Here is a 19678-nt window from a genome sequence, read left to right as displayed (position 1 = left end):
GGATGGCGGGACGCGGGGCCGTGGTCTGAGACGGCTGATCGTCCGTACGGGCGGGTAACCCGGGCGTGCGAAGCTACGGATTTCGTCGCAAGCGAACGGCCCCCGGGTGAGACACCCGGGGGCCGTGCGAAGGATCAGAGCTCGCCGTCGGCGGTCCGCTCCGCGAGCCGCACCAGGGTGCGCACCGAGGAGCCGGTGCCGCCCTTGGGGGTGTAGCCGTACGGAGCGCCCTCGTGGAACGCGGGGCCCGCGATGTCGAGGTGGGCCCAGGTGATGCCCTCGCCCACGAACTCCTGCAGGAACAGACCGGCGACCAGGCCGCCGCCCATCCGCTCGCCCATGTTGGCCATGTCGGCGGTCGGGGAGTCCATCCCCTTGCGCAGGTCCGCCGGGAGCGGCATCGGCCAGGACGCCTCGCCGACCTCGTCGGCGATCTCGTGGATCGCGGTCCGGTAGTCGTCGTCGTTGGCCATGATGCCGAAGGTGCGGTTGCCGAGCGCGAGCACCATGGCACCGGTCAGGGTGGCCACGTCGACGATCGCGTCCGGGTTCTCCTCGGAGGCCTTGGTCAGCGCGTCCGCGAGGACCAGGCGGCCCTCGGCGTCCGTGTTGAGGACCTCGACGGTCTTGCCGCTGTACATGCGCAGCACGTCGCCGGGGCGGACGGCCGTGCCCGACGGCATGTTCTCGGCGAGCGCCAGCCAGCCGGTGACGTTGACGGCGAGGCCCAGGCGGGCGGCGGTCACCACGGTGGAGAACACGGCGGCGGCGCCGCTCATGTCGCACTTCATCGTCTCGTTGTGACCGGCCGGCTTCAGGGAGATGCCGCCCGAGTCGTAGGTGATGCCCTTGCCGACCAGGGCGAGGGTCTTCTCCGCCTCGGGGTGGGTGTAGGCGATACGGACCAGGCGGGGCGGGTTGGCCGAGCCGGAGCCGACGCCCAGGATGCCGCCGTAGCCGCCCTTGGTGAGCGCCTTCTCGTCGAGGACCTGGACCTTCAGGCCGTGCTCCTTGCCGGCCGTCTGGGCGGCGGCGGCGAAGGAGGCGGGGGTCAGGTCGTTCGGCGGCATGTTGATCAGGTCGCGGGCGCGGTTGATCTCCTCGGCGAGGGCCTGGGCGCGCTCCGCGGCGGCCTTGAACGCCTTGTCGCGGGGCTTCGCGCCGAGCAGGGCGACCTCGGCCAGCGGCTTCTTGGCGTCCTTGCCGTTCTCCTGGTACGCGGTGAAGGCGTACGCGCCGAGCAGTGCGCCCTCGGCCACGGCGGCGGCGTCCTCGGGGGACGCGATCGGCAGCGCGAAGGCGGCCTTCTTCGAGCCGTTCAGGGTGCGGGCGGCGGTGCCGGCGGCGCGGCGCAGGGCCTCCGCCTTGAAGGGCTCGCCGTCCTCGGGAGCGGCGCCCAGGCCGACGGCCAGGACGACGGGGGCCTTGAGACCGGCGGGGGCGGGCAGCTTCGTCGCCTCACCTTCGGCACCCGAGGCACCCAGAGTCTCCAGGACGGCGGCGAGCCGACCGTCGAAGGCCTGGTCGACGGCCTCGGCGCCCGGGGCGACGACGAGCGTCTTGCCGGACTTCGCGACGCCGACCACGAGGGCGTCGGCGCGCAGCGTCGCCGCGCCTGCGGTGCTGAGAGTGAGAGCAGTCACGGTGGTGAAATCTCGCTTCCATTGAGTTCTGTGGCGGTCGAGGGATGGGCCGACCGTGCCCCGCCGCATCGTATTTCGGCCCGATGAGCGCCGAGAACGAGCCTACGCCCGCCCGCGGCCTTCGCTCACAGCGGCGGCGATTCACTCATCCGTGGTGTCTCTTTCGGGTTTACCCCGCCGGCCCGCGGGCCTCGTTCACACTCGCCTCAATCGCGCAAGGACGACCCACGTTCCTTCGCCTCATCTGCGACATCTCCACAGGTCCCGCCGGTCAGGCGGGCCTGCCGAGGGGGGACACCACCTTGTCGGACTCCGGCCGAATCCGTACGCCCAGAACTTCCCGCCTGGCCGCCCTCGTGGCCGCCGGGCTGCTCGCCACCATCGTCCCGTCCGCGCAGGCGGGCGCCGCCGAGCAGACCCCGCGCATCGATCTGACCGTGCTCGTCGTGGACGACGGCGGCAGCGCGGTCGAGGCCATCGCCGCCGAGCTGAAGGGCTCCGGCGTCCCGTACCGCACCCTCGACCTGAACGACGCCGGCCGCCCGGTGCTCACGGCCGCGTTCCTCAGCGACACGGTCGACGGCCGGCCGCGCGCCAAGTACCAGGGCGTCGTCCTGCCGCACGAGTCCGTCTTCGGACCCGACTCCGCCGAGCAGTCCGCCCTCGTCGCGTACGAGAAGAACTTCGGCATCCCGCAGGTCGACGCGTACACCTGGGCCCACCCCGGCGTCGGCCTCGACTACACCTCCGAAGGCGGCTACTCCGGCGTCCTCGACGGCACCCGCGCCGACGTCACCGCCGCCGGCAAGGCCGGCCCCTTCCGGCACCTCCAGGGTCCGGTGACCTTCGAGGACAACGACCCCGCCATCGCCGAGAGCTACGGCTACGCGGGCCGCCCCCGCGCCGGCTACACCAGCTACCTCGACCTGCCCGTCGACGGCGGCGGCCGGGCCAGCCTGATCGGCGAGTACGCCCACGACGGGCGCCGCGAGCTCGTCGTCTCCTTCGCCTACAACCCGTACCAGCGGCAGTTCCGGGCGCTCGCCCGCGGCATCGTCGAATGGCTCACCCAGGGCGTCCACCTCGGACAGAACCGCAACTACCTCTCCGTCCACGTCGACGACGTCCTCGCCCCCGACGCCCGCTGGGACACCGTGCTCGACTGCACCCCCGGCGACTTCGACTGCGCCGGCGACGACGGCGAGGGCGCGAACCCGATCCGGATGACCGCCGCCGACGCCCAGTACGCCGCCGCCTGGCAGAAGTCCTCCGGCCTCCTCCTCGACCTGGTCTACAACGGCGGCCAGGGCGAACAGTGGAAGACCGAGCACGGCGGCACCGACCCGCTCGCCGCGAGGCTCATCGCCGACCGCGCGCAGTACCGCTGGATCAACCACACCTACACGCACCCCTTCCTCGGCTGCGTCCAGGACACCACCACCGTCCCCTGGGCCTGCGCCAGGGACGCCGCGGGGGCGACCAGGTGGACCAGCCGCGCCGAGATCTCCGCCCAGATCCGCGACAACGTGAACTGGGCCGTCGGCAAGGGCATCTCCGTCGACCGCGGCGAGCTCGTCACCGGCGAGCACTCCGGCCTGAAGACCCTGCCGCAGCAGCCCGTGGACAACCCCAACCTCGCCGCGGCCCTCGCCGACAACGGCGTGCAGTGGACCGGCAGCGACAACTCCCGCGAACCGCAGCAGCGTTCCGTCGGCACGGGCACGGGCGCCGCGCGGACGGTGCCCCGCCACCCCATGAACGTCTACTACAACGTGGGCACCGCCGCCGAGATGACCGACGAGTACAACTGGATCTACACCTCGCGCGCCGACGGCGGCAGCGGCATCTGCGAGTCCAACCCGGCCTCCACGTGTCTGCCCGCCCCGCTCGACCCCGCCACCGGCTACGCCGGCCACATCGTGCCGCAGGAGGCCCGCACCGCCCTCGCGCACGTGATGGGCAACGACCCGCGCCCGCACTACGTGCACCAGTCCAACCTCGCCGAGGAGCGCATCCTCTACCCGGTCCTCGACCGGGTCCTGGCCGACTACCGCGCGCTGTTCGCCGCCAACACCCCGCTGGTCAACCCGCGCCAGAAGGACGTCGGCGCCGAGCTGACCCGCCGCACCGCGTGGGACCAGGCGCTCGCGGCCGGCAAGGTCACGGCTTACCGCGTCGGCACGACGGTCACCGTCAAGGCCCCGTCGGGCGTCGCCGTCCCGCTCACCGCGCCGGAGGGGACGCGCAAGCAACTCCTGCTCGGGACGACGGCGTTCGGTACGGCGTACGCGGGAGGGCGCTCGGCGTGGACGACTCCGGAGCCGCTGCAGTCGGGCATCACGCTGAAACTGCCGGCGATGTGACGCCCTGTCGACCCATCCTCTCCGCTTCCGACCTCTGACCTGCGCGCTCTGGGGGGACACGCACATGCCGAGCAGTGGCCGTGACGTCACCATGCTCACGGAAGGCACCTATCCGCACGTCCACGGGGGCGTGAGCACCTGGTGCGACCAGCTCGTCCGCGGCATGCCCGAGGTCGACTTCCGGATCCTCGCCCTCACCGGCAGCGGCCGCGAACCCGTGACCTGGGAACTGCCGCCGAACATCTCCGAACACCGCTCCTTCCCGCTCTGGGGCGTCCCCCCGGAGCGGTGCGGGGCTCTTCGCGGCCGCGCCCGCCGCCGCTTCCTCGACACCTACGAACGCTTCCTGCTCTCGATCCTCGACCCCACCGCAGGCTGCGACTTCGGCGAGGGCCTGTACGCCCTGGCCGAACTCGCCCGCGAGGGGCGGCTGACGGCCGCCCTGCGCTCCGAGCGGGTGCTGCGCTCGCTCATGTGGATCTGGACCATGCCGCACCTGCCGACGGCCGCGGCCGAGCCCACCGTCCACGACGCCCTCACCGCCACCGACCTGCTGGAACACGCGCTGCGCCCGCTGGCCGCGCGCATACCCGACGGGTGCGTCGCGCATGCCGTCTCCAGCGGACTCGCCACACTGCCGGCGCTCGCCGCCCAGCACTTCGAAGGGGTGCCCTTCCTGCTCACCGAACACGGCATCTACCTCCGCGAGCGCTACCTCGGCTACCGCACCGAGGCCCAGCGCTGGCCGGTCAAGGCCCTGATGCTCGGCTTCTACCGCGAGCTCAACTCCCTCGGCTACCGCGAGGCCGACCTCATCACGCCCTGCAACCAGTACAACCGGCGCTGGGAGGAACGCGGCGGCGCCCCCGCGGACCGCATCCGCACCGTCTACAACGGCGTCGACCCCGCCGCCTTCCCGTGGGCCGGGCCCGAGCCGGAGACCCCCACCCTCAGCTGGGTCGGCCGGGTCGACCCCATCAAGGACCTGGAGACCCTGATCAGGGCGTACGGCATCGTCCGGGCCGAACTGCCCGAGCTGCGGCTGCGGCTGTTCGGCCCGGTGCCGGCGGGCAACGAGGACTACCGCACGCGCCTGGAGAAGCTGGCGGCCGAACTCGGCGTGGCCGACGGCGTCACCTTCGAGGGCCGCACCGCCGATGTCGCCGGGGCCTACGCGGCGGGCAACGTGGTGATGCTCTCCTCGATCAGCGAGGGCTTCCCCTTCTCGCTCATCGAGGCGATGTCCTGCGGCCGGGCCACGGTCTCCACCGACGTCGGCGGCGTACGCGAGGCCGTCGGCGACACGGGCCTCGTCGTCCCGCCGCGCGAACCGGCCGTGATGGCCGCGGTCGTCGCGGGCCTCCTGAGGGACGACGCCCGCCGCGCCGAACTCGGCCGCAGGGCCCGCCAACGGGTCGTCGACCGCTTCACCCTGCACCGCTCGGTGGACGGCTTCCGCCAGATCTACCGCGAACTGGCCGGACGGCCGACGGCCCCCCGCGTCGAACCGGCCGACTGGACCGTCCGCCTGACCGACCCGTGGCGCACCGGACTCGTGGGCGGGGGACCCCTGTCGTGAGCGGCTCCCTGTGGCTGAAGAACGGCACGATGCAGGACACCCTGCCGGTGATCCCCCGCCAACGCGCGGGGGCGGGACGGCCGGCGGACCCGCGCACACCGCCCCCGGCCCCGCACGCGGACCCGCCCCCGCACGCACTTGCGCCCCCGCAAGCGGACCCGCGCCCGGTTCCGTACGAGCGGGCAGGCGCGGCACCACCGGTGGGCGTCCTCGCCGGCGACCCCCTCGACGAGCTCGCCGACCGGCTCGACGTGCTCGTGGCCGTCGCCGTGCACCCCGACGAGATAGCAGCGATCCTCGAGTCCGACGGCATGACCGACGACCACATCCGCCTCACCTACGGCCGCGCCGACTCCTTCGCCCTCGCCGAGGACCTCTACGCCCGCGTCGAGCGCCGCCACCCCGCCCCCGAGGCCCCGCCTGCCGGGCCCTGGCACACCGCACTGGCGGGCTGCCTCCTGCGCGGTCTCGTCTTCGCGCTTCCGGGCCTCGCCTACGTCCTGGGCGCCCCGCTGCTCGCCGCCGGGCCCGGCCGGTACGGGCTGCCGCCCGGCACCGTCCCGCTGTTCGCCGGGGCCGTCACCGGGTGGGTGTGGAACCAGGCCCTGTCCCACCGCGCGTACACCTGGCTCGGCCTCGGCGACCGCCGAGCCGCCTCCCGCGCGCTGCTCACCGGCGCCCCCGCGGGCGCTCTCGCCGGGGCGGCGGTCGCGTTCGCCGCGGCCGGGCCGGGGGAGGGGCCGGCCGCCCTGTTCGGCACGGGCCAGGCCCTGTACCTGGCCGCCGCGACCGTCCTGCTGGTCCTCGGCCGCGAACGGGCCCTGCTCGCCGCGCTGCTGCCGCTGGCCGGCGCCGTACCCGCATTTCGCTACGACCTGCCGGAGGCGCTGCGGGTCGGACTGCTGCTGCACTCCCTCGGCGCGACGGCCGTGTTCGCGGTGCTGGTGCTGCGCCCGGGGTTCGGCAGGCGCCCCCGCGCCCGGGGCGGACCCCCGTTCGCGACCTCCCTTCCCTACGGCCTGTTCGGGCTCGGCAGCGGGCTGCTCGTGCTGTACGCGGGCGCCGACGCCGTGATCGCGCTGACGCTCTCCATGGGGCCGGCCGAGTGGCTGCTGCACCGTTTCCGCGGCGCGAGCCTGACGCGGCTGCGGCTGCTGACCACGGCGCAGGAGTTCCGGCGGGCGGTCACGGGGATGCTGGCCCGCTGCCTGGCCGCGTATCTGGCGGTGCTGTCCGCGCTGACCGTCACGGCCGGGCTGCTGTGGCCCGGCGCCGCCGCCGTCTCCGCCGGGCGAATCGGTTCGCTGCTGCTCGTCGGGGCCGTGCTGTGGCTGGGGCTGCTGCTCCAGGCGTTCGGCGCGGTGTCGAGCGCGGCGGTGGTGTGCCTGCTGGCGGCGGGCGCGCAGACCCTCGCGCCGTCCGCAGGACCGGTGGCGGCGGGCGCGGCGGCCGCGGTCCTGTGCGTGCTCACCTGCGTCCTTCTCGTACGCCCGACCACCCATCGCTTCTAGGGGGCGACGGACCATGAACACCTCCCCCTCCCTCCTCGTACCGTTCTACGAGCACCCCGCCGACCGCCCCGACGCCTGGGCCGCCCTGCTCGCGGCGGCCCCCGCCCTCTACGGCGTGGTCCTCAACCCGGCGAGCGGCGCCGGCCGCGCCCCGGACCCCGCGTTCGCGGAGGTCGCGGGGAGACTGCGGGCGGCCGGGGTACGGGTCCTCGGCTACGCGGACACCGACTACGGCCGCCGCCCCCACCCCGAGGTCGTCACCGACCTGGTCCGGCACCGCGACTGGTACGGCGCCGACGGCACGTTCCTCGACCAGGTGCCGACCGACCCGGCCGCGCTCCCGCACTACCGCCGCCTCACGGTCGCCGCCCGGGCCGCGGGCGCGGCCACCCTGGTCCTGAACCACGGCGCCCAACCGGACCGCGGCTACGAGGACCTGGCCGACCTCCTGGTCACCTTCGAGGGCCCCTGGGACTCCTACCGCCGCCTCGACCTCCCGGTCGCCGACCACTACTGCCACCTGGTCTACGCGGCCCCGCCCGACGCCCACCCGACCACCCCGGTCCACTGCACGGTCCCCGGCACCGGCGCCCACCCCTGGGGCACCCTGCCACACACCCTGGAGCCGGTGGCCGGGCCGGGTTTCACCCCAGCGTGAGCGCCACCAGGGTCACCGTCGCCGCCGTCTCCTCCACCGCTCCGAAGACGTCGCCCGTCACCCCGCCGAAGCGGCGTACGCAGTGGCGCAGGAGCAGGGTGGCGGCGGCGAGGGCGGTGGCGGAGGCGAGGAGGTCGCGGAGGGCGTCGTACGGGGAGGAGAGGGCGCCGGTCGCGGTGGCGAGGACGAGGACCACGGCCGTGGTCAGGGCGGCGGCGCGCAGCGGGACCGTGGCGGCGACGACGGCCCCGAGGCCCTCGGGGCGGGCGGCCGGGACGCCCTCGCGGGCGGCGTGGGTGAGGGCCAGGCGGGCGATGGTGGCGGACAGGGCGGCGGCGATCGCGCCCTGGGCCCAGCCCTCGTCGTACGACTCGTACAGGGCCGCGGTCTGGGTGAGGAGGACGAAGAGGACCGTGATCACGCCGAAGGGGCCGATGTCGGACTGCTTCATGATGCGCAGCGCCTCCTCGGCGGGCTTCGCGCTGCCGAGGCCGTCGGCCGTGTCGGCGAGGCCGTCGAGGTGGAGGCCGCGGGTCAGCAGCGCCGGTACGGCAACGGTGAGGACGGCCGCGAGCAGCGGGCCCGAGCCGAGGAGCAGGAACACTCCGCCGACCGCCGCGGCGAACAGGCCGACGACGAGGCCCGCGAGCGGGGCGCAGAGCATCCCGGCGCGGGCCGCGTCACGGTCCCAGCGCGTGATGCGGGCGGGGAGCACCGTGAGGGTGCCGAAGGCGAAACGCAGGCCGTCCATCCGCGGAAGGGTAGTGCCCCACCAGAGGGGCTAAATTGGCCATACTGCCCAAAACTGACCAATCGACAGAGGGTGGCATGGGTCACTGGTTCTCGCGCAACATCGTCGAACCCGGGAAACTCCCGCTGTTCCTCGCCCTGGCCTCCTTCGTCGTGACCTTCCTGGTCACCCGGACCATCGTCCGGCTGATCAGGGCAGGCAAGGGGCCCTTCCGCAATGTCTCGTCGGCGGGCGGGCTGCACATCCACCATGTGGTGCCGGGGGTCGTCCTCACCGTGCTCGGGGGGTTCGGCGCGGTCGCCAGCGGCCGGCACGGGGTCGGCGCGGCCGTGTTCGCCGTGGTCTTCGGGATGGGCGCCGGGCTCGTCCTCGACGAGTTCGCGCTGATCCTCCACCTCGACGACGTCTACTGGTCGGACGACGGCCGCAAGAGCGTCGAGGTCGTCGTCCTCACCGCCGCCCTCGCCCTGCTGGCGCTGGCCGGTTTCTCCCCGCTCGGTGTGAACGACATGACGACGGACGAGCGGCAGGACCGGGTTACTTTCATCCTGAGCCTCGTCCTGAACTTCCTGCTCGTCCTCGTCACCCTGGTGAAGGGCAAGTTCCGGATGGCCGTGATCGGCACCCTGCTGCCCTTCGTCGCCATCGTCGGCGCCGTCCGGCTCGCCCGCCCCGGCTCCTGGTGGGCCCGCCGCTTCTACCCCCGCCGCCACAAGGCCCGGGCCCGCTCCCGGATCCGCACCTACCGGCACGACAAGCGCTGGACCAAGGTGCGCCGGAAGGCTCAGGACCTGATCGGCGGCTTCCAGGAGCGCGTGCCGGGACCGGGCTCCGCGCCGCCGCCCTGACGCCGCCCGCGCCACTCCTCGAAGCCGACCACCGCCAGCACCGCGGCGATGGCCGCCAGGTGCTCCTTGCCCGCCAGGTTGTTCTTGACCAGCACCTCGACGACCATGGCCACGACCACCAGCGCCCCGGTCCACCGGGCCCGGTAGCGCCAGCACACGTACACCGCGAGGGCCACCACCGCCGCCGACGGGCCGGTGTCCACCACCTGCGCGTCGGAGGCCGGCAGGCCCAGCGGGTGGTCGGGGCCGAGGGCGATGCCCACCCGGGCGTAGAGCGTCCCGGCCAGCGTCGCCACGTACGCGAGGGCCAGCGTCCGCCACCGGCCCAGACAGATCTCGGCGATCCCGAACACCAGCAGGACCTGGGCGAGCGCACCCCACACCGGCAGGTCGAGCGCCGGCACGAAGAGGGAGAGCGGGGTACGCAGCAGCGCCAGCCAGAGCGGGTCCTCGGCCCGCACCGAGCCGACGTCCTGCACCGGCTGGTAGCCCCAGTCCTGGTTCTGCACGATCTGGAAGAGGGAGGTCAGGCACACGGCGGCCAGCGTCATCGGGATCGCGCGCCATCTGCGGGCGACGAGCTCCCTGCGTACGGTGCCGGACAGCGGGCCCCACTCGCGGCGTGCGAACCCCTTCAGGGTCCCGCTCAACGCCGGCCCTCCAGGTGCTTGCGGTGCAGCCACTTGGGCAGTCCCGGGGCCTCGAGGAAGCCCTCGGCGCGGCCGGCGGCGAGGCCGATCCGCAGCAGGTCGGCGCTCTTCTCGAAGAGCATGAATCGGGGCTCCCAGATCGGTCGGTACTTGGCGTTGGCGCGGTACAGCGACTCGATCTGCCACCAGCGGGAGAAGAAGCTGAGCAGCGAACGCCACATGCGCAGCACGGGTCCCGCCCCGAGCTTCGAGCCGCGTTCGAAGACGGACCGGAACATCGCGAAGTTCAGCGAGACCTGAGTGATCCCGATCTCCTTGGCGCGCTGGAGGAGTTCGATGACCATGAACTCCATCAGGCCGTTCTCGGACTCGCGGTCACGGCGCATCAGGTCGAGCGAGAGGCCCTTCGGCCCCCACGGCACGAAGGACAGCACCGCCCGCAGCTCGCCCTGCCCGTCGGTGCACTCCAGCATCACGCACCGGCCGTCGCGCGGGTCGCCGAGCCGGCCGAGCGCCATCGAGAAGCCCCGCTCGGTGGCCCCGTCGCGCCAGTCGTCCGCCTTGCGGAGCAGCTCGTCCATCTCGTCGCCCGGGATGTCCTCGTGGCGACGGATGCGCACCTCGTAACCGGCCCGCTTGACCCGGTTGAAGGCCTGCCGGACCGTGCGCATCGCGCGGCCGTCGAGGGTGAACTCGTCGGTCTCCACGATCGCCTCGTCGCCGAGCTCCAGGGCGTCCAGCCCGTGCCGGGCGTAGATGGTGCCGGCCTCCTCGCTCGCGCCCATCACGGCCGGGATCCAGCCGTGCTCGCGGGCCTCGGCCAGCCAGGGCTCGATCGCCCCCGGCCAGGCCTCGGGGTCGCCGATCGGGTCACCGGAGGCGAGCGAGACACCGCCGACCACCCGGTAGGTGACCGCCGCCTTCTCGCTGGGGGACCAGATCACGCTCTTCTCGCGGCGCAGCGCGAAGTAGCCGAGCGAGTCCCGCTCGCCCTGCTTGTCGAGCAGCGCCCGCAGCTTGTCCTCGTCCTCCTCGGTGATCGCGTCGACGGCCCGCCGGGAGCGGAAGGCGGCGAACAGCACCGCGAACAGGAGCAGCGTCGACATGACGTTGATGAAGACGTCGACCCAGCCCGGGGTGGCGATCCCGGCGAACCGGGAGTCGTCCGAGGCCAGCGTGATCAGCCGCATCACGCCGTACCGCCAGCGCTCCAGGAAGGTGGAGTGGCCGGTCGAGGTGTTGGTGACGGTGACCAGGAAGGCGGCGAACAGCGAGGTGACGAGCAGTCCGCCGACCGCGACGCCGGCGGCGAGCAACGGGTTGGAGCGGTCGCCCTTCGCGTAGAACTCCTTGCGGCCGAGCAGCAGCGCGACGAAGAATCCGGCGGTCAGGACCAGGGAGACCCAGTTCTGGGCGTGCTGGCGGATCTCGGGGAAGACCATCACCAGCGCGAAGAGCAGCAGGAAGAGACCGCACAGGACGACGTTGAGGATCCACGCGGCCCGCTTGCGCCGGCGCATGGTGATCGCCAGGAAGAGGGTGAACACCCCGGAGGCGAAACCGGCGGTGAGCAGGTACGGAGTGAAGTAGTTGTCCTCGTTGTGCCGGCGCAGGTCCTGACCGAACGAGACCCAGACGGCGCTCAGGAAGTTGATGAACGTGACGGCCCGCAGATACCAGACGGCGAACGCGGCGCTGCGCCGCGAACGGACCGTGCTCTGGGGCGCTCCTTCGGTGGACAAACGGACCTCTCCCATGAAAAGCGATCATATGGGGCGTCGCTCTGCATGGTGGGGCGCCGGATGCGACCGCGCCCGCGTGGCGGGCGGGTCGCACCCGGCGCCGTGATCCGGCTCAGTCCTCCTCGTCCGCCACCGGAGTGGTCACCTCCGGCAGCTCCGCGGCCAGCGCGGCGGCGGCCCGGACGAGGGGAAGAGCGAGCAACGCCCCGGTTCCCTCGCCCACAGTGACGCCGTGGTCGAGGAGAGGGTTGAGTGCCATCCGGTCCAGCGCCTTCGCCTGCGCCGGCTCCCCGCTCACCTGGCCCGCCAGCCACCAGTCCGGCGCCCGGAACGCCGCCCGCTGCGCCACCAGCGCACAGGCCGCACCCACCACGCCGTCCAGGATCACCGGCAGCCGGCGCACCGAGGACTGCAGCAGGAACCCGGTCATCGCCGCCAGATCCGGCCCGCCGACCGCCGCGAGCAGCTCCAGCTGGTCGCCCAGGACCGGCCGCGCCCGGCGCAGCGCGTCCCGGACCGCCGCGCACTTGCGCATCCACGCCAGATCGTCGATCCCCGCGCCGCCCCGGCCGGTCACCACCGAGGCGTCCGTGCCGCACAGCGCCGCGATCAGCGTCGACGCCGGGGTCGTACCGCCCACGCTCAGATCGCCGAGCACCACCAGATCGGTGCCGGAGTCGGCCTCCTCGTCGGCGACCGCGATGCCCAGCTCCAGGGCCGCGCGGGTCTCGTCGAGCGTCAGCGCGTTCTCCACGTCGATCCGGCCCGTGCCACGGCGCACCCGGCGGCGCGTCACCTCGGCCGGCAGCAGCTCCGGATCGCAGTCCAGACCCGCGTCCACCACCCGCACCGGCACCTGCTGGGCGCGGGCCAGCACCGCGACCGGGCTCGCCCCGTCGAGCACCCCGCGCACCAGCTCGTACGCGCCGCCCGCGGCCCGTCCGGACACGCCGAGCGAGGCCACCCCGTGGTCGCCCGCGAAGAGCACCACCTTCGGCTGCTCCACCGGCCGGGCCGGCACCGCGCCCTGCGCGGCGGACAGCCACTCGCCCAGTTCGTCGAGCCTCCCGAGCGCACCCGGCCGTACGGCAAGCCGCTCCCTGCGCTCCTCGGCATCGCGCCGTATCCCCCCGTCGGGGCGCTCGATCAGATCGGAGAAGTCGTCGAGGTTCAAGGTTCGTTCCGCCTAGAGACGTCAATCGGTCGGGGCATGGTCCATCAGTCGTTCGAACCCTACCCGCGCAGCACCAGCGCCTGGCCGGCCACCACGAGGAGCACCTGCTCGCACTCGTCGCCGAAGGCCGCGTTGAGCCGTCCCAGTTCGTCGCGGAACCGGCGCCCCGACGCCGTCGCCGGCACCACCCCCGAACCGACCTCGTTCGTCACCGCCACCACCGTGCGGCGGGTCGCCCGCACCGCCGCCACCAGCTCCGCGGTCCGCTCGGCCAGCGCCTCCCGGCCGCCGCTCGCCCACCGGTCGTCGTCCCACGCCCCGACCCGGTCCATGACGTCCGTCAGCCACAGCGACAGACAGTCGATCAGCAACGCCGGTCCCTCCGCCTTCAGGAGGGGTACGAGATCGGTGGTCTCCGCAGTACGCCACGAGCCCGGCCGCCGGTCCCGGTGCAGGCCCACCCGGTGCGCCCACTCCGGGTCGCCCTCGCGCGTGCCGCCCGTCGCCACGTACAGCACCTCGGGGAAGGTCTCCAGGCGACGCTCCGCCTCCACCGACTTGCCCGACCTGGCCCCGCCCGTCACCAGCGTGCGGCGCGGCACGTCCGGCACGGCGTGGTACTCGCCCACGTACAGCGTCGTCCCGTCCGGCACCGCCCGCGCCCCCGCCGCCGCGAGCCGCCGGTCAAGTTCCGCACCCGTGGGCGCGTCGTGGTCCAGGTGCACGGCGATCACGTCGGTGCTCGGCCCGACCGCCCCGGCCGCCCGCAGCCGGGCCAGACCGTCCGGGCGGCCCGTCACGTCGGCCACCACCATGTCGTACGGGGCGCGGTGGTCGTCCGCAAGCCCGGCGGGCGCGCCGCCCGGGGGCAGGTACAGCAACCGCTCGCCGTCGGCGGAGGTCACCTCGTAGCCCGTACCCGGCGAGTCCATCGGCACCGCCCGCACCCGGTGCCCGCTGATCAGCGTCAACTCCCGGCCGTCCGGCACCCGCCCCGCCGCGGGCAGCCCCGCCGGCACCTCCACGGCCGGTCCGTCGTGCGGGTGGGTCAGCAGCACCTGCCGCACGCCGACCAGCGAGTGGCCCGAGCGGGCGGCGGCCAGCGCGGCCTCCGGCGTCAGGTCGAGCAGCAGCGCACCGTCCACGAGCAGCGAGGTCGCCGCCCGCGCCCGCTCCCCGCGGGACAGCGCGCACACCGCGCAGGAGCATTCGGGGCGGGGGAGTCCGAGGGGTGCGCCGGTGCCGAGCAGAGTCAGTTCCACCCTCAGATCCTCCCGCGTCACCGCAAGGGGTGCGCGCCCGGCTACGCTGCGGGCAGGAAACCGATCATCCGGTGAGCCCCAGGATCCCCAGGAGGCGGACATGGCATGGACGTGGCGGTTCGAGAAGTCCGACGGCACGGAGGTCGCACCGGCCGTGACACCCGAGGAGTTCACCACCCAGGGCGACGCGGAGTCCTGGATCGGCGAGAACTGGCGCGAGCTCCTCGACGGCGGCGCGGACCAGGTGACGCTGTCGGAGGACGGCAGCAAGATCTACGGCCCGATGCCCTTGGACGCGGAGGGCTAGGCCGTCTGCCGGCAGGTCGCTGACGGGGGTGCGGGCCGGTCGGGCCCGCACCCCCTTCGCGCGCCGTCCGCCGTCCGCCTGGGCCTCGACCTCCGCGACACCGGTCGGCTCGTACGCGTCGCCGAGGACCGTACGGCCCGTGATGGCCAGGGCGCTGCGGGAGCTCCGGCGGTGGTCACACCGGTCAGGACGCGGCGCGGCCGCGAGCGCGTGACCCGGACCCGGCCAAGATCCGCCGGATGCGGCCGGGACCGGCCCGCGGGCCCGGGATCAGCCCGCACGCCGTGCAGCCGCCGGGCCGGTACGCCGCGCGGGCGCCGCGATCAGCCCCGTACGCCGCACAGGTGCAGCAGCCCCGCGATCCGCCGGTACGGGTCCGTCCGCGCGGCCCGGTCCTCGGCGGCGAGCAGGCGTTCCAGCTCGTCCGCGGCCGGCAGGCCCTCGTCGCCCGGGACGCCGTCGGTGAAGACGCGCACCCCGTACCAGGCGTGCAGCGGGGCCGCGATGCCGGAGAGGGTCGAGGCCAGCGCGTCGAGCCGGTCCGCCCGGACCTTCACCCCGTTGCGGTCGGTGTAGACGTCCGACTCGAAGCCGGCGAGTGCGCCCGCCCAGTCCCCGGCGAGGCCCGGCCGCATGGCTAGTGCCTCCGCGTTCCGTACCACCAGGGAGAGCAGGCCGCCGGGGGCCAGCATCCGGGCCAGGCCCGCGAGCAGGGCGTCGGGCTCGTCGGCGTACATCAGGACGCCGTGGCAGAGGACGACGTCGAAGCTGCCGGGCAGGAAGTGCACCCCGGTCTCGCGTCCGTCGCCCTCGATCAGCCGGACCCGCTCGCGGATCCCGGCCGGTTCGGTCGCCAGCGACTCGCGGGCGGCCTTGAGCAGCTCGGGGTCGGCCTCCAGGCCGGTCACGGTGTGTCCGGCCCGGGCCAGGCGCAGGGCCTGGGCGCCCTGGCCCATGCCCGCGTCGAGGATGCGCAGCCGCTGCCCCACGGGGTAGCGGCCGGCTATCTGCTCGTCGAGCTGGCGCGCGATCAACTCCTGGCGGACGGTGTCAAGCAGCCCGCCGGGAACGGCCGGCCAGTGCGCGACGACGGGGAGCGTCCCGCCGCCCGTACCGGAACCGGAGTCCTGCCCGCTCAGGGCCGCTCTCCGCGCTTGACCTGCGGCTTCGGCAGCCGCAGCCGGCGCATCTGGAGGGTGCGCATCAGGCCGTACGCGATCGCGCCGCGCTTCGGCTCGTTCGGGAAGCGCTCGTTCAGCTGCTTGCGCAGGCGGATCCAGATGCCGATCGAGTCGATGACGATCATGACGATCACACCGGCCCAGAGCAGCAGCGAGATGTTCTGCAGCGAGCGGTTGGTGTTGCCGAACAGCGACAGCACGAGGATCACCACGGCCATCGGCAGGAAGAACTCGGCGACCGCGAACCGCGAGTCGACGAAGTCACGGACGAAGCGCCGCACCGGACCCTTGTCGCGGGCCGGCAGATAGCGCTCGTCGCCGCTCGCCAGCGCCTCGCGCTGACGGGCCAGGTCCGAGCGGCGTGCCTCGCGCTGGCGCTTGGCGGCCTCCTTGCGGTCGGTCGGCACCGTCGCGGCACGACGGCGCTGGGTCTGCGCCTCGCTCCGCTTCGGAGTCGGGCGGCCCTTGGGGGCCTCGGGGTCGCGGGGCTGCTTGGAGAGGTCCGCCGTCACCTTTTCGGTGGGGGCCTTCTCATCCTTCGAACGGCTACGGAACACAAGGCCAAGGGTACGTGCTGCCAGGCATGGACCCCAGCGTGGGCGGGAACGATCCGCTAACGGCCTGCGTCCTTGCGTACGGGGACGGGGAGTCCTGGGGGTCGCCGTACTCCCTGGGCCGGAGGGCGCGTGATCCGCACTCGTCCTTGGGGAGGAGCACATCGGGCCCCGAACAGTGCGGTAATGGAGACAGGAACCGTAGTGTGGTTTCTGTTGGAGAGCTGGAGCCGAGTCCGTCAGAAGGGGGCGCGCGAAGCCCATGAGCGGTGTCATGAAGCGTATGGGGATGATCTTCCGCGCGAAGGCAAACAAGGCCCTCGACCGGGCCGAGGATCCGCGCGAGACCCTCGATTACTCGTACCAGAAGCAGCTGGAGCTCCTGCAGAAGGTGCGCCGCGGCGTCGCCGACGTTGCGACCTCCCGCAAGCGCCTCGAACTGCAGCTGAACCAGCTCCAGGGCCAGTCCGCCAAGCTGGAGGACCAGGGCCGCAAGGCGCTGGCGCTCGGCCGCGAGGACCTGGCGCGCGAGGCGCTGTCCCGGCGGGCCGCGCTGCAGCAGCAGGTGAGCGACCTGGAGGTGCAGCACCAGACCCTGCAGGGCGAGGAGGAGAAGCTCACCCTCGCGGCGCAGCGCCTCCAGGCCAAGGTCGACGCCTTCCGCACCAAGAAGGAGACGATCAAGGCGACCTACACGGCGGCCCAGGCGCAGACCCGGATCGCCGAGTCCTTCTCCGGCATCTCGGAGGAGATGAGCGACGTCGGCCTGGCGATCCAGCGGGCCGAGGACAAGACCGCCCAGCTCCAGGCGCGGGCCGGCGCGATCGACGAGCTGCTCGCCTCGGGCGCGCTCGACGACCAGTCGGGCCTGGCCAAGGACGACATCCAGGCCGAGCTGGACCGGCTGTCCGGCGGCACGGACGTCGAGCTGGAGCTCCAGCGGATGAAGGCGGAGCTGGCGGGAGGCTCGTCCGCGCAGCAGCAGGCCATCGAGGGCGGCGGCCAGACCGGCACCCCGCAGGACCAGCAGCAGTCCCACCCGCGCTTCGACAAGCAGTAGCCAAGCAGTAGCCAAGCAGTGGCGAAGCAGTAGCGCTCGAGCGGCAGAACAGGCGGACGTCATGATCGTACGGATCATGGGGGAGGGCCAGTGGAAGCTGGCCGACAGTCACTTCACCGAGCTCAACAAGCTGGACGACGAGCTCCTGGGAGAGATGGAGTCGGGCGACGAGGCGGGCTTCCGCCGCACGCTCGGCGCCCTCCTCGAGGCGGTGCGCCGGCTCGGCGAACCCCTCCCGGACGAGGCCCTCGAGCCGTCCGAACTGATCCTGCCCGCGCCCGACGCGACCCTCGACGAGGTCCGCGAGATGCTCTCCGACGACGGGCTCATCCCCGGCTGACGCCCCGACCGCGCCCCGTCTCCCCCGCGGAGGCGGGGCGCGGCCGTGCCCGGACCCCGTACCGTTTCCTGCTGTGACGACCCACGGAAGCCTCTTCTCGCGGAGCCGGGACTGGCTGCGGGCCCACCCGCTGGCCTTCGACGCGGGTCTGGCGTTCCTGGTGCTCGTGGCCATGATCGCCGGCTCCTTCACCGACCCGCACGGCAGCCCCATGGGGCCCACCTTCGGCGACCGCACGCCCAGCGCGGGCGGTGTGCTGCTCATGCTGCTCGGCGCCGCCGCCCTGGTGCTGCGCCGCCGCCGGCCCATCGCCGTGCTCGCCGCCACCACCGTCTTCTCGCTGATCGGGCTGATCAGCGACGTGCGCCCGGCGCCCGTCACGATGAGCGCCGTCATCGCCCTGTTCACCGTCGCCTCCCGCACCGACCGGCCCACCACCTGGCGGCTCGGCCTCGCCACCATGGCCGTGCTGACCTGCGCAGCCATGGTCTTCGGGCCCACCCCCTGGTACGCGCAGGAGAACCTGGGCGTCTTCGCCTGGACCGGGATGGCCGCGGCCGCCGGCGACGCCGTGCGCAGCCGACGGGCCTTCGTGGACGCCATCCGGGAGCGGGCCGAGCGGGCCGAACGCACCCGCGAGGAGGAGGCCCGCCGCCGGGTCGCCGAGGAGCGGCTGCGCATCGCCCGCGACCTGCACGACGTCGTCGCCCACCACATCGCCCTGGTCAACGTGCAGGCCGGGGTGGCCGCGCACGTCATGGACAAGCGTCCCGACCAGGCCAAGGAGGCCCTCGCGCACGTCCGCACCGCCAGCCGCTCGGCGCTCGACGAGCTGCGCGCCACGGTCGGCCTGCTTCGCCAGTCGGGCGATCCGGAGGCCCCGACCGAGCCCGTGTCGGGCCTGGCCGTCCTCGACGACCTGCTCGGCACCTTCCGCAACGCCGGCCTGCCGGTGGAACTGGCCCGCACCAACGGCGCCGCCCTGCCGGCGGCCGTCGACCTCGCCGCGTACCGGATCATCCAGGAGGCGCTGACCAACGTGCGCAAGCACGCGGGGCCCGACGCCCGGGCCGAGGTGAGCGTGGTGCGGGTGGGCAGGACCGTGGAGATCACCGTCCTGGACGACGGCCCCCCGCAGCCGGCGCCCGGCCGGCACGGCGGCCACGGCCTGCTCGGCATGCGTGAACGCGTGACCGCCCTCGGCGGCACGCTCACCGCCGCACCCCGCTACGGGGGCGGCTTCCGGGTGCAGGCGATACTGCCGGTGCCGGTGGACAGCGGGGAGGACACATGACCATCCGGGTACTGCTCGCCGACGACCAGGCGCTGTTGCGCAGCGCCTTCAAGGTCCTGGTGAACTCCGAGCCGGACATGGAGGTGGTCGCCGAGGCCGCCGACGGGGCCGAGGCGGTGGCCCTGGCCCGCTCGGAGCGGGCCGACGTGGTCCTGATGGACATCCGGATGCCGGGCACCGACGGGCTCGCCGCCACCCGCATGATCACCGCGGACCCGGACCTCTCCGCCGTACGGATCGTCATGCTGACCACCTTCGAGGTCGACGAGTACGTCGTGCAGTCGCTGCGCGCCGGGGCCTCCGGCTTCCTCGGCAAGGGCGCCGAACCGGAGGAGCTGCTCGGCGCGATCCGGATCGCGGCGGCCGGCGAGGCGCTGCTCTCCCCGGCGGCGACCAAGGGGCTGATCGCCAAGTTCCTCGCGCAGGGCGGCGGTTCGGACCCGGAGGGGGAGTCGGGGCGGGCGTACTCCGAGCGGCTCTCGGCGCTCACCGCCCGGGAGCGCGAGGTCCTGGTCCTCGTCGCGGGCGGCCACTCCAACGACGAGATCGCCGACCGGCTCGACGTCAGCCCGCTCACCGTCAAGACCCATGTGAACCGGACCATGGCCAAGCTCGGGGCCCGCGACCGGGCCCAGCTGGTGGTCACGGCCTACGAGTCGGGCCTCGTACGTCCAAGGGTGGAGTGAGGCGAGGGGGCGGCGTACTCCAGACGCGGTATGCGCGGCATAAGGAATTGGGCCCGGGGGCCGAGGATCGGGCCC

Annotated in this window: 18 protein-coding genes; 10 read left to right on the top strand and 8 right to left on the bottom strand. The window is 73.5% G+C overall.

Features of this window, described 5'->3' with window-relative positions; all coding sequences use genetic code 11:
- Window positions 1-134: 134 nt before the first annotated feature.
- Complete coding sequence (locus tag ACIGEZ_RS02065) at window positions 135-1643, bottom strand: leucyl aminopeptidase (RefSeq protein WP_399824713.1); 1509 nt, start codon at window positions 1641-1643, stop codon at window positions 135-137.
- Between the two features lie 302 nt (window positions 1644-1945).
- On the opposite strand from ACIGEZ_RS02065, the gene ACIGEZ_RS02060 reads away from it, so the two are divergent.
- The 4 genes from ACIGEZ_RS02060 to ACIGEZ_RS02045 all read left to right on the top strand — a co-directional run bounded on the left by ACIGEZ_RS02060 (window position 1946) and on the right by ACIGEZ_RS02045 (window position 7754).
- Complete coding sequence (locus tag ACIGEZ_RS02060; RefSeq protein ID WP_399824712.1) at window positions 1946-4006, top strand: hypothetical protein; 2061 nt, start codon at window positions 1946-1948, stop codon at window positions 4004-4006.
- 64 nt (window positions 4007-4070) lie between these two features.
- Window positions 4071-5585: a GT4 family glycosyltransferase PelF gene (gene pelF / locus ACIGEZ_RS02055; RefSeq protein ID WP_399824711.1), complete on the top strand. Its 1515-nt coding sequence runs from the start codon at window positions 4071-4073 to the stop codon at window positions 5583-5585.
- The gene (locus ACIGEZ_RS02050; protein WP_399824710.1) at window positions 5582-7096 is read left to right on the top strand and encodes a hypothetical protein; all 1515 of its coding nucleotides are present in this window, start codon (window positions 5582-5584) and stop codon (window positions 7094-7096) included. The genes pelF and ACIGEZ_RS02050 overlap by 4 nt, the downstream gene beginning before the upstream one ends.
- A 13-nt stretch (window positions 7097-7109) precedes the next feature.
- Window positions 7110-7754: a spherulation-specific family 4 protein gene (locus ACIGEZ_RS02045; RefSeq protein ID WP_399824708.1), complete on the top strand. Its 645-nt coding sequence runs from the start codon at window positions 7110-7112 to the stop codon at window positions 7752-7754.
- Here ACIGEZ_RS02045 and cobS read toward each other — a convergent pair.
- Window positions 7741-8505 (bottom strand): adenosylcobinamide-GDP ribazoletransferase, encoded by a 765-nt coding sequence (gene cobS / locus ACIGEZ_RS02040; protein ID WP_399824707.1) that lies wholly within the window; start codon window positions 8503-8505, stop codon window positions 7741-7743. The two genes, ACIGEZ_RS02045 and cobS, sit on opposite strands and share 14 nt — an antisense overlap.
- A gap of 77 nt (window positions 8506-8582) precedes the next feature.
- Between cobS and ACIGEZ_RS02035 the strand changes: the two genes are divergently transcribed.
- A complete protein-coding gene (locus ACIGEZ_RS02035) occupies window positions 8583-9353 on the top strand; it encodes a hypothetical protein (RefSeq protein WP_399824706.1) in 771 nt (256 codons plus the stop codon).
- Here ACIGEZ_RS02035 and ACIGEZ_RS02030 read toward each other — a convergent pair.
- The 4 genes from ACIGEZ_RS02030 to ACIGEZ_RS02015 form a co-directional block, all read right to left on the bottom strand.
- Window positions 9290-10003, bottom strand: a complete 714-nt coding sequence (locus ACIGEZ_RS02030) for a hypothetical protein (RefSeq protein ID WP_399824705.1) — start codon at window positions 10001-10003, stop codon at window positions 9290-9292. The genes ACIGEZ_RS02035 and ACIGEZ_RS02030 overlap by 64 nt on opposite strands.
- Window positions 10000-11760: a phosphatidylglycerol lysyltransferase domain-containing protein gene (locus ACIGEZ_RS02025; protein WP_399824703.1), complete on the bottom strand. Its 1761-nt coding sequence runs from the start codon at window positions 11758-11760 to the stop codon at window positions 10000-10002. Before ACIGEZ_RS02025 ends, ACIGEZ_RS02030 begins: the two co-directional genes overlap by 4 nt.
- Window positions 11761-11857: 97 nt before the next feature.
- Window positions 11858-12919 (bottom strand): nicotinate-nucleotide--dimethylbenzimidazole phosphoribosyltransferase, encoded by a 1062-nt coding sequence (gene cobT / locus ACIGEZ_RS02020; protein ID WP_399824701.1) that lies wholly within the window; start codon window positions 12917-12919, stop codon window positions 11858-11860.
- Window positions 12920-12978: 59 nt separating this feature from the next.
- On the bottom strand, window positions 12979-14181 hold the full coding sequence (locus ACIGEZ_RS02015) for a bifunctional adenosylcobinamide kinase/adenosylcobinamide-phosphate guanylyltransferase (RefSeq protein WP_399824700.1): 1203 nt from the start codon (window positions 14179-14181) through the stop codon (window positions 12979-12981).
- 100 nt (window positions 14182-14281) lie between these two features.
- On the opposite strand from ACIGEZ_RS02015, the gene ACIGEZ_RS02010 reads away from it, so the two are divergent.
- Window positions 14282-14488 carry a hypothetical protein gene (locus ACIGEZ_RS02010; protein WP_399824698.1) on the top strand — a complete coding sequence of 69 codons (207 nt, stop codon included), beginning with the start codon at window positions 14282-14284 and terminating at the stop codon, window positions 14486-14488.
- A gap of 323 nt (window positions 14489-14811) precedes the next feature.
- Here the strand turns inward: ACIGEZ_RS02010 and ACIGEZ_RS02005 are convergent, their stop codons facing one another.
- Together ACIGEZ_RS02005 and ACIGEZ_RS02000 are read right to left on the bottom strand one after the other, a co-directional pair.
- A complete protein-coding gene (locus tag ACIGEZ_RS02005) occupies window positions 14812-15546 on the bottom strand; it encodes a class I SAM-dependent methyltransferase (RefSeq protein WP_399826172.1) in 735 nt (244 codons plus the stop codon).
- 77 nt (window positions 15547-15623) lie between these two features.
- Window positions 15624-16226, bottom strand: a complete 603-nt coding sequence (locus ACIGEZ_RS02000; RefSeq protein ID WP_399824696.1) for a DUF3043 domain-containing protein — start codon at window positions 16224-16226, stop codon at window positions 15624-15626.
- A gap of 259 nt (window positions 16227-16485) precedes the next feature.
- Here ACIGEZ_RS02000 and ACIGEZ_RS01995 point away from each other — a divergent pair, with 259 nt between their 5' ends.
- The 4 genes from ACIGEZ_RS01995 to ACIGEZ_RS01980 all read left to right on the top strand — a co-directional run bounded on the left by ACIGEZ_RS01995 (window position 16486) and on the right by ACIGEZ_RS01980 (window position 19603).
- Window positions 16486-17283, top strand: coding sequence for a PspA/IM30 family protein (locus tag ACIGEZ_RS01995; RefSeq protein WP_399824694.1), 798 nt, complete (start codon window positions 16486-16488; stop codon window positions 17281-17283).
- 61 nt (window positions 17284-17344) lie between these two features.
- Window positions 17345-17623, top strand: coding sequence for a hypothetical protein (locus ACIGEZ_RS01990; RefSeq protein ID WP_399824693.1), 279 nt, complete (start codon window positions 17345-17347; stop codon window positions 17621-17623).
- Between the two features lie 73 nt (window positions 17624-17696).
- Entirely contained in the window at window positions 17697-18917 is a 1221-nt protein-coding gene (locus ACIGEZ_RS01985) for a sensor histidine kinase (protein ID WP_399824691.1), read from the top strand.
- A complete protein-coding gene (locus tag ACIGEZ_RS01980) occupies window positions 18914-19603 on the top strand; it encodes a response regulator (protein ID WP_399824689.1) in 690 nt (229 codons plus the stop codon). The genes ACIGEZ_RS01985 and ACIGEZ_RS01980 overlap by 4 nt, the downstream gene beginning before the upstream one ends.
- Window positions 19604-19678 lie beyond the last annotated feature (75 nt).

Origin of the sequence: Streptomyces sp. NPDC085481 (genome assembly GCF_044541845.1) — a bacterium.
Taxonomy (GTDB): Bacteria; Actinomycetota; Actinomycetes; order Streptomycetales; family Streptomycetaceae; genus Streptomyces.
This window is presented reverse-complemented; position numbering and strand designations above follow the sequence as displayed.

Bases quoted from the DNA above. Each gene is read 5' to 3' on its own strand.
- pelF (WP_399824711.1), top strand. From the start codon at position 4,071: ATGCCGAGCAGTGGCCGTGACGTCACCATGCTCACGGAAGGCACCTAT.
- ACIGEZ_RS02045 (WP_399824708.1), top strand. From the start codon at position 7,110: ATGAACACCTCCCCCTCCCTCCTCGTACCGTTCTACGAGCACCCCGCC.
- cobS (WP_399824707.1), bottom strand. From the start codon at position 8,505: ATGGACGGCCTGCGTTTCGCCTTCGGCACCCTCACGGTGCTCCCCGCC.
- ACIGEZ_RS02035 (WP_399824706.1), top strand. From the start codon at position 8,583: ATGGGTCACTGGTTCTCGCGCAACATCGTCGAACCCGGGAAACTCCCG.
- ACIGEZ_RS02025 (WP_399824703.1), bottom strand. From the start codon at position 11,760: ATGGGAGAGGTCCGTTTGTCCACCGAAGGAGCGCCCCAGAGCACGGTC.
- ACIGEZ_RS02010 (WP_399824698.1), top strand. From the start codon at position 14,282: ATGGCATGGACGTGGCGGTTCGAGAAGTCCGACGGCACGGAGGTCGCA.
- ACIGEZ_RS01995 (WP_399824694.1), top strand. From the start codon at position 16,486: ATGAGCGGTGTCATGAAGCGTATGGGGATGATCTTCCGCGCGAAGGCA.
- ACIGEZ_RS01990 (WP_399824693.1), top strand. From the start codon at position 17,345: ATGATCGTACGGATCATGGGGGAGGGCCAGTGGAAGCTGGCCGACAGT.
- ACIGEZ_RS01980 (WP_399824689.1), top strand. From the start codon at position 18,914: ATGACCATCCGGGTACTGCTCGCCGACGACCAGGCGCTGTTGCGCAGC.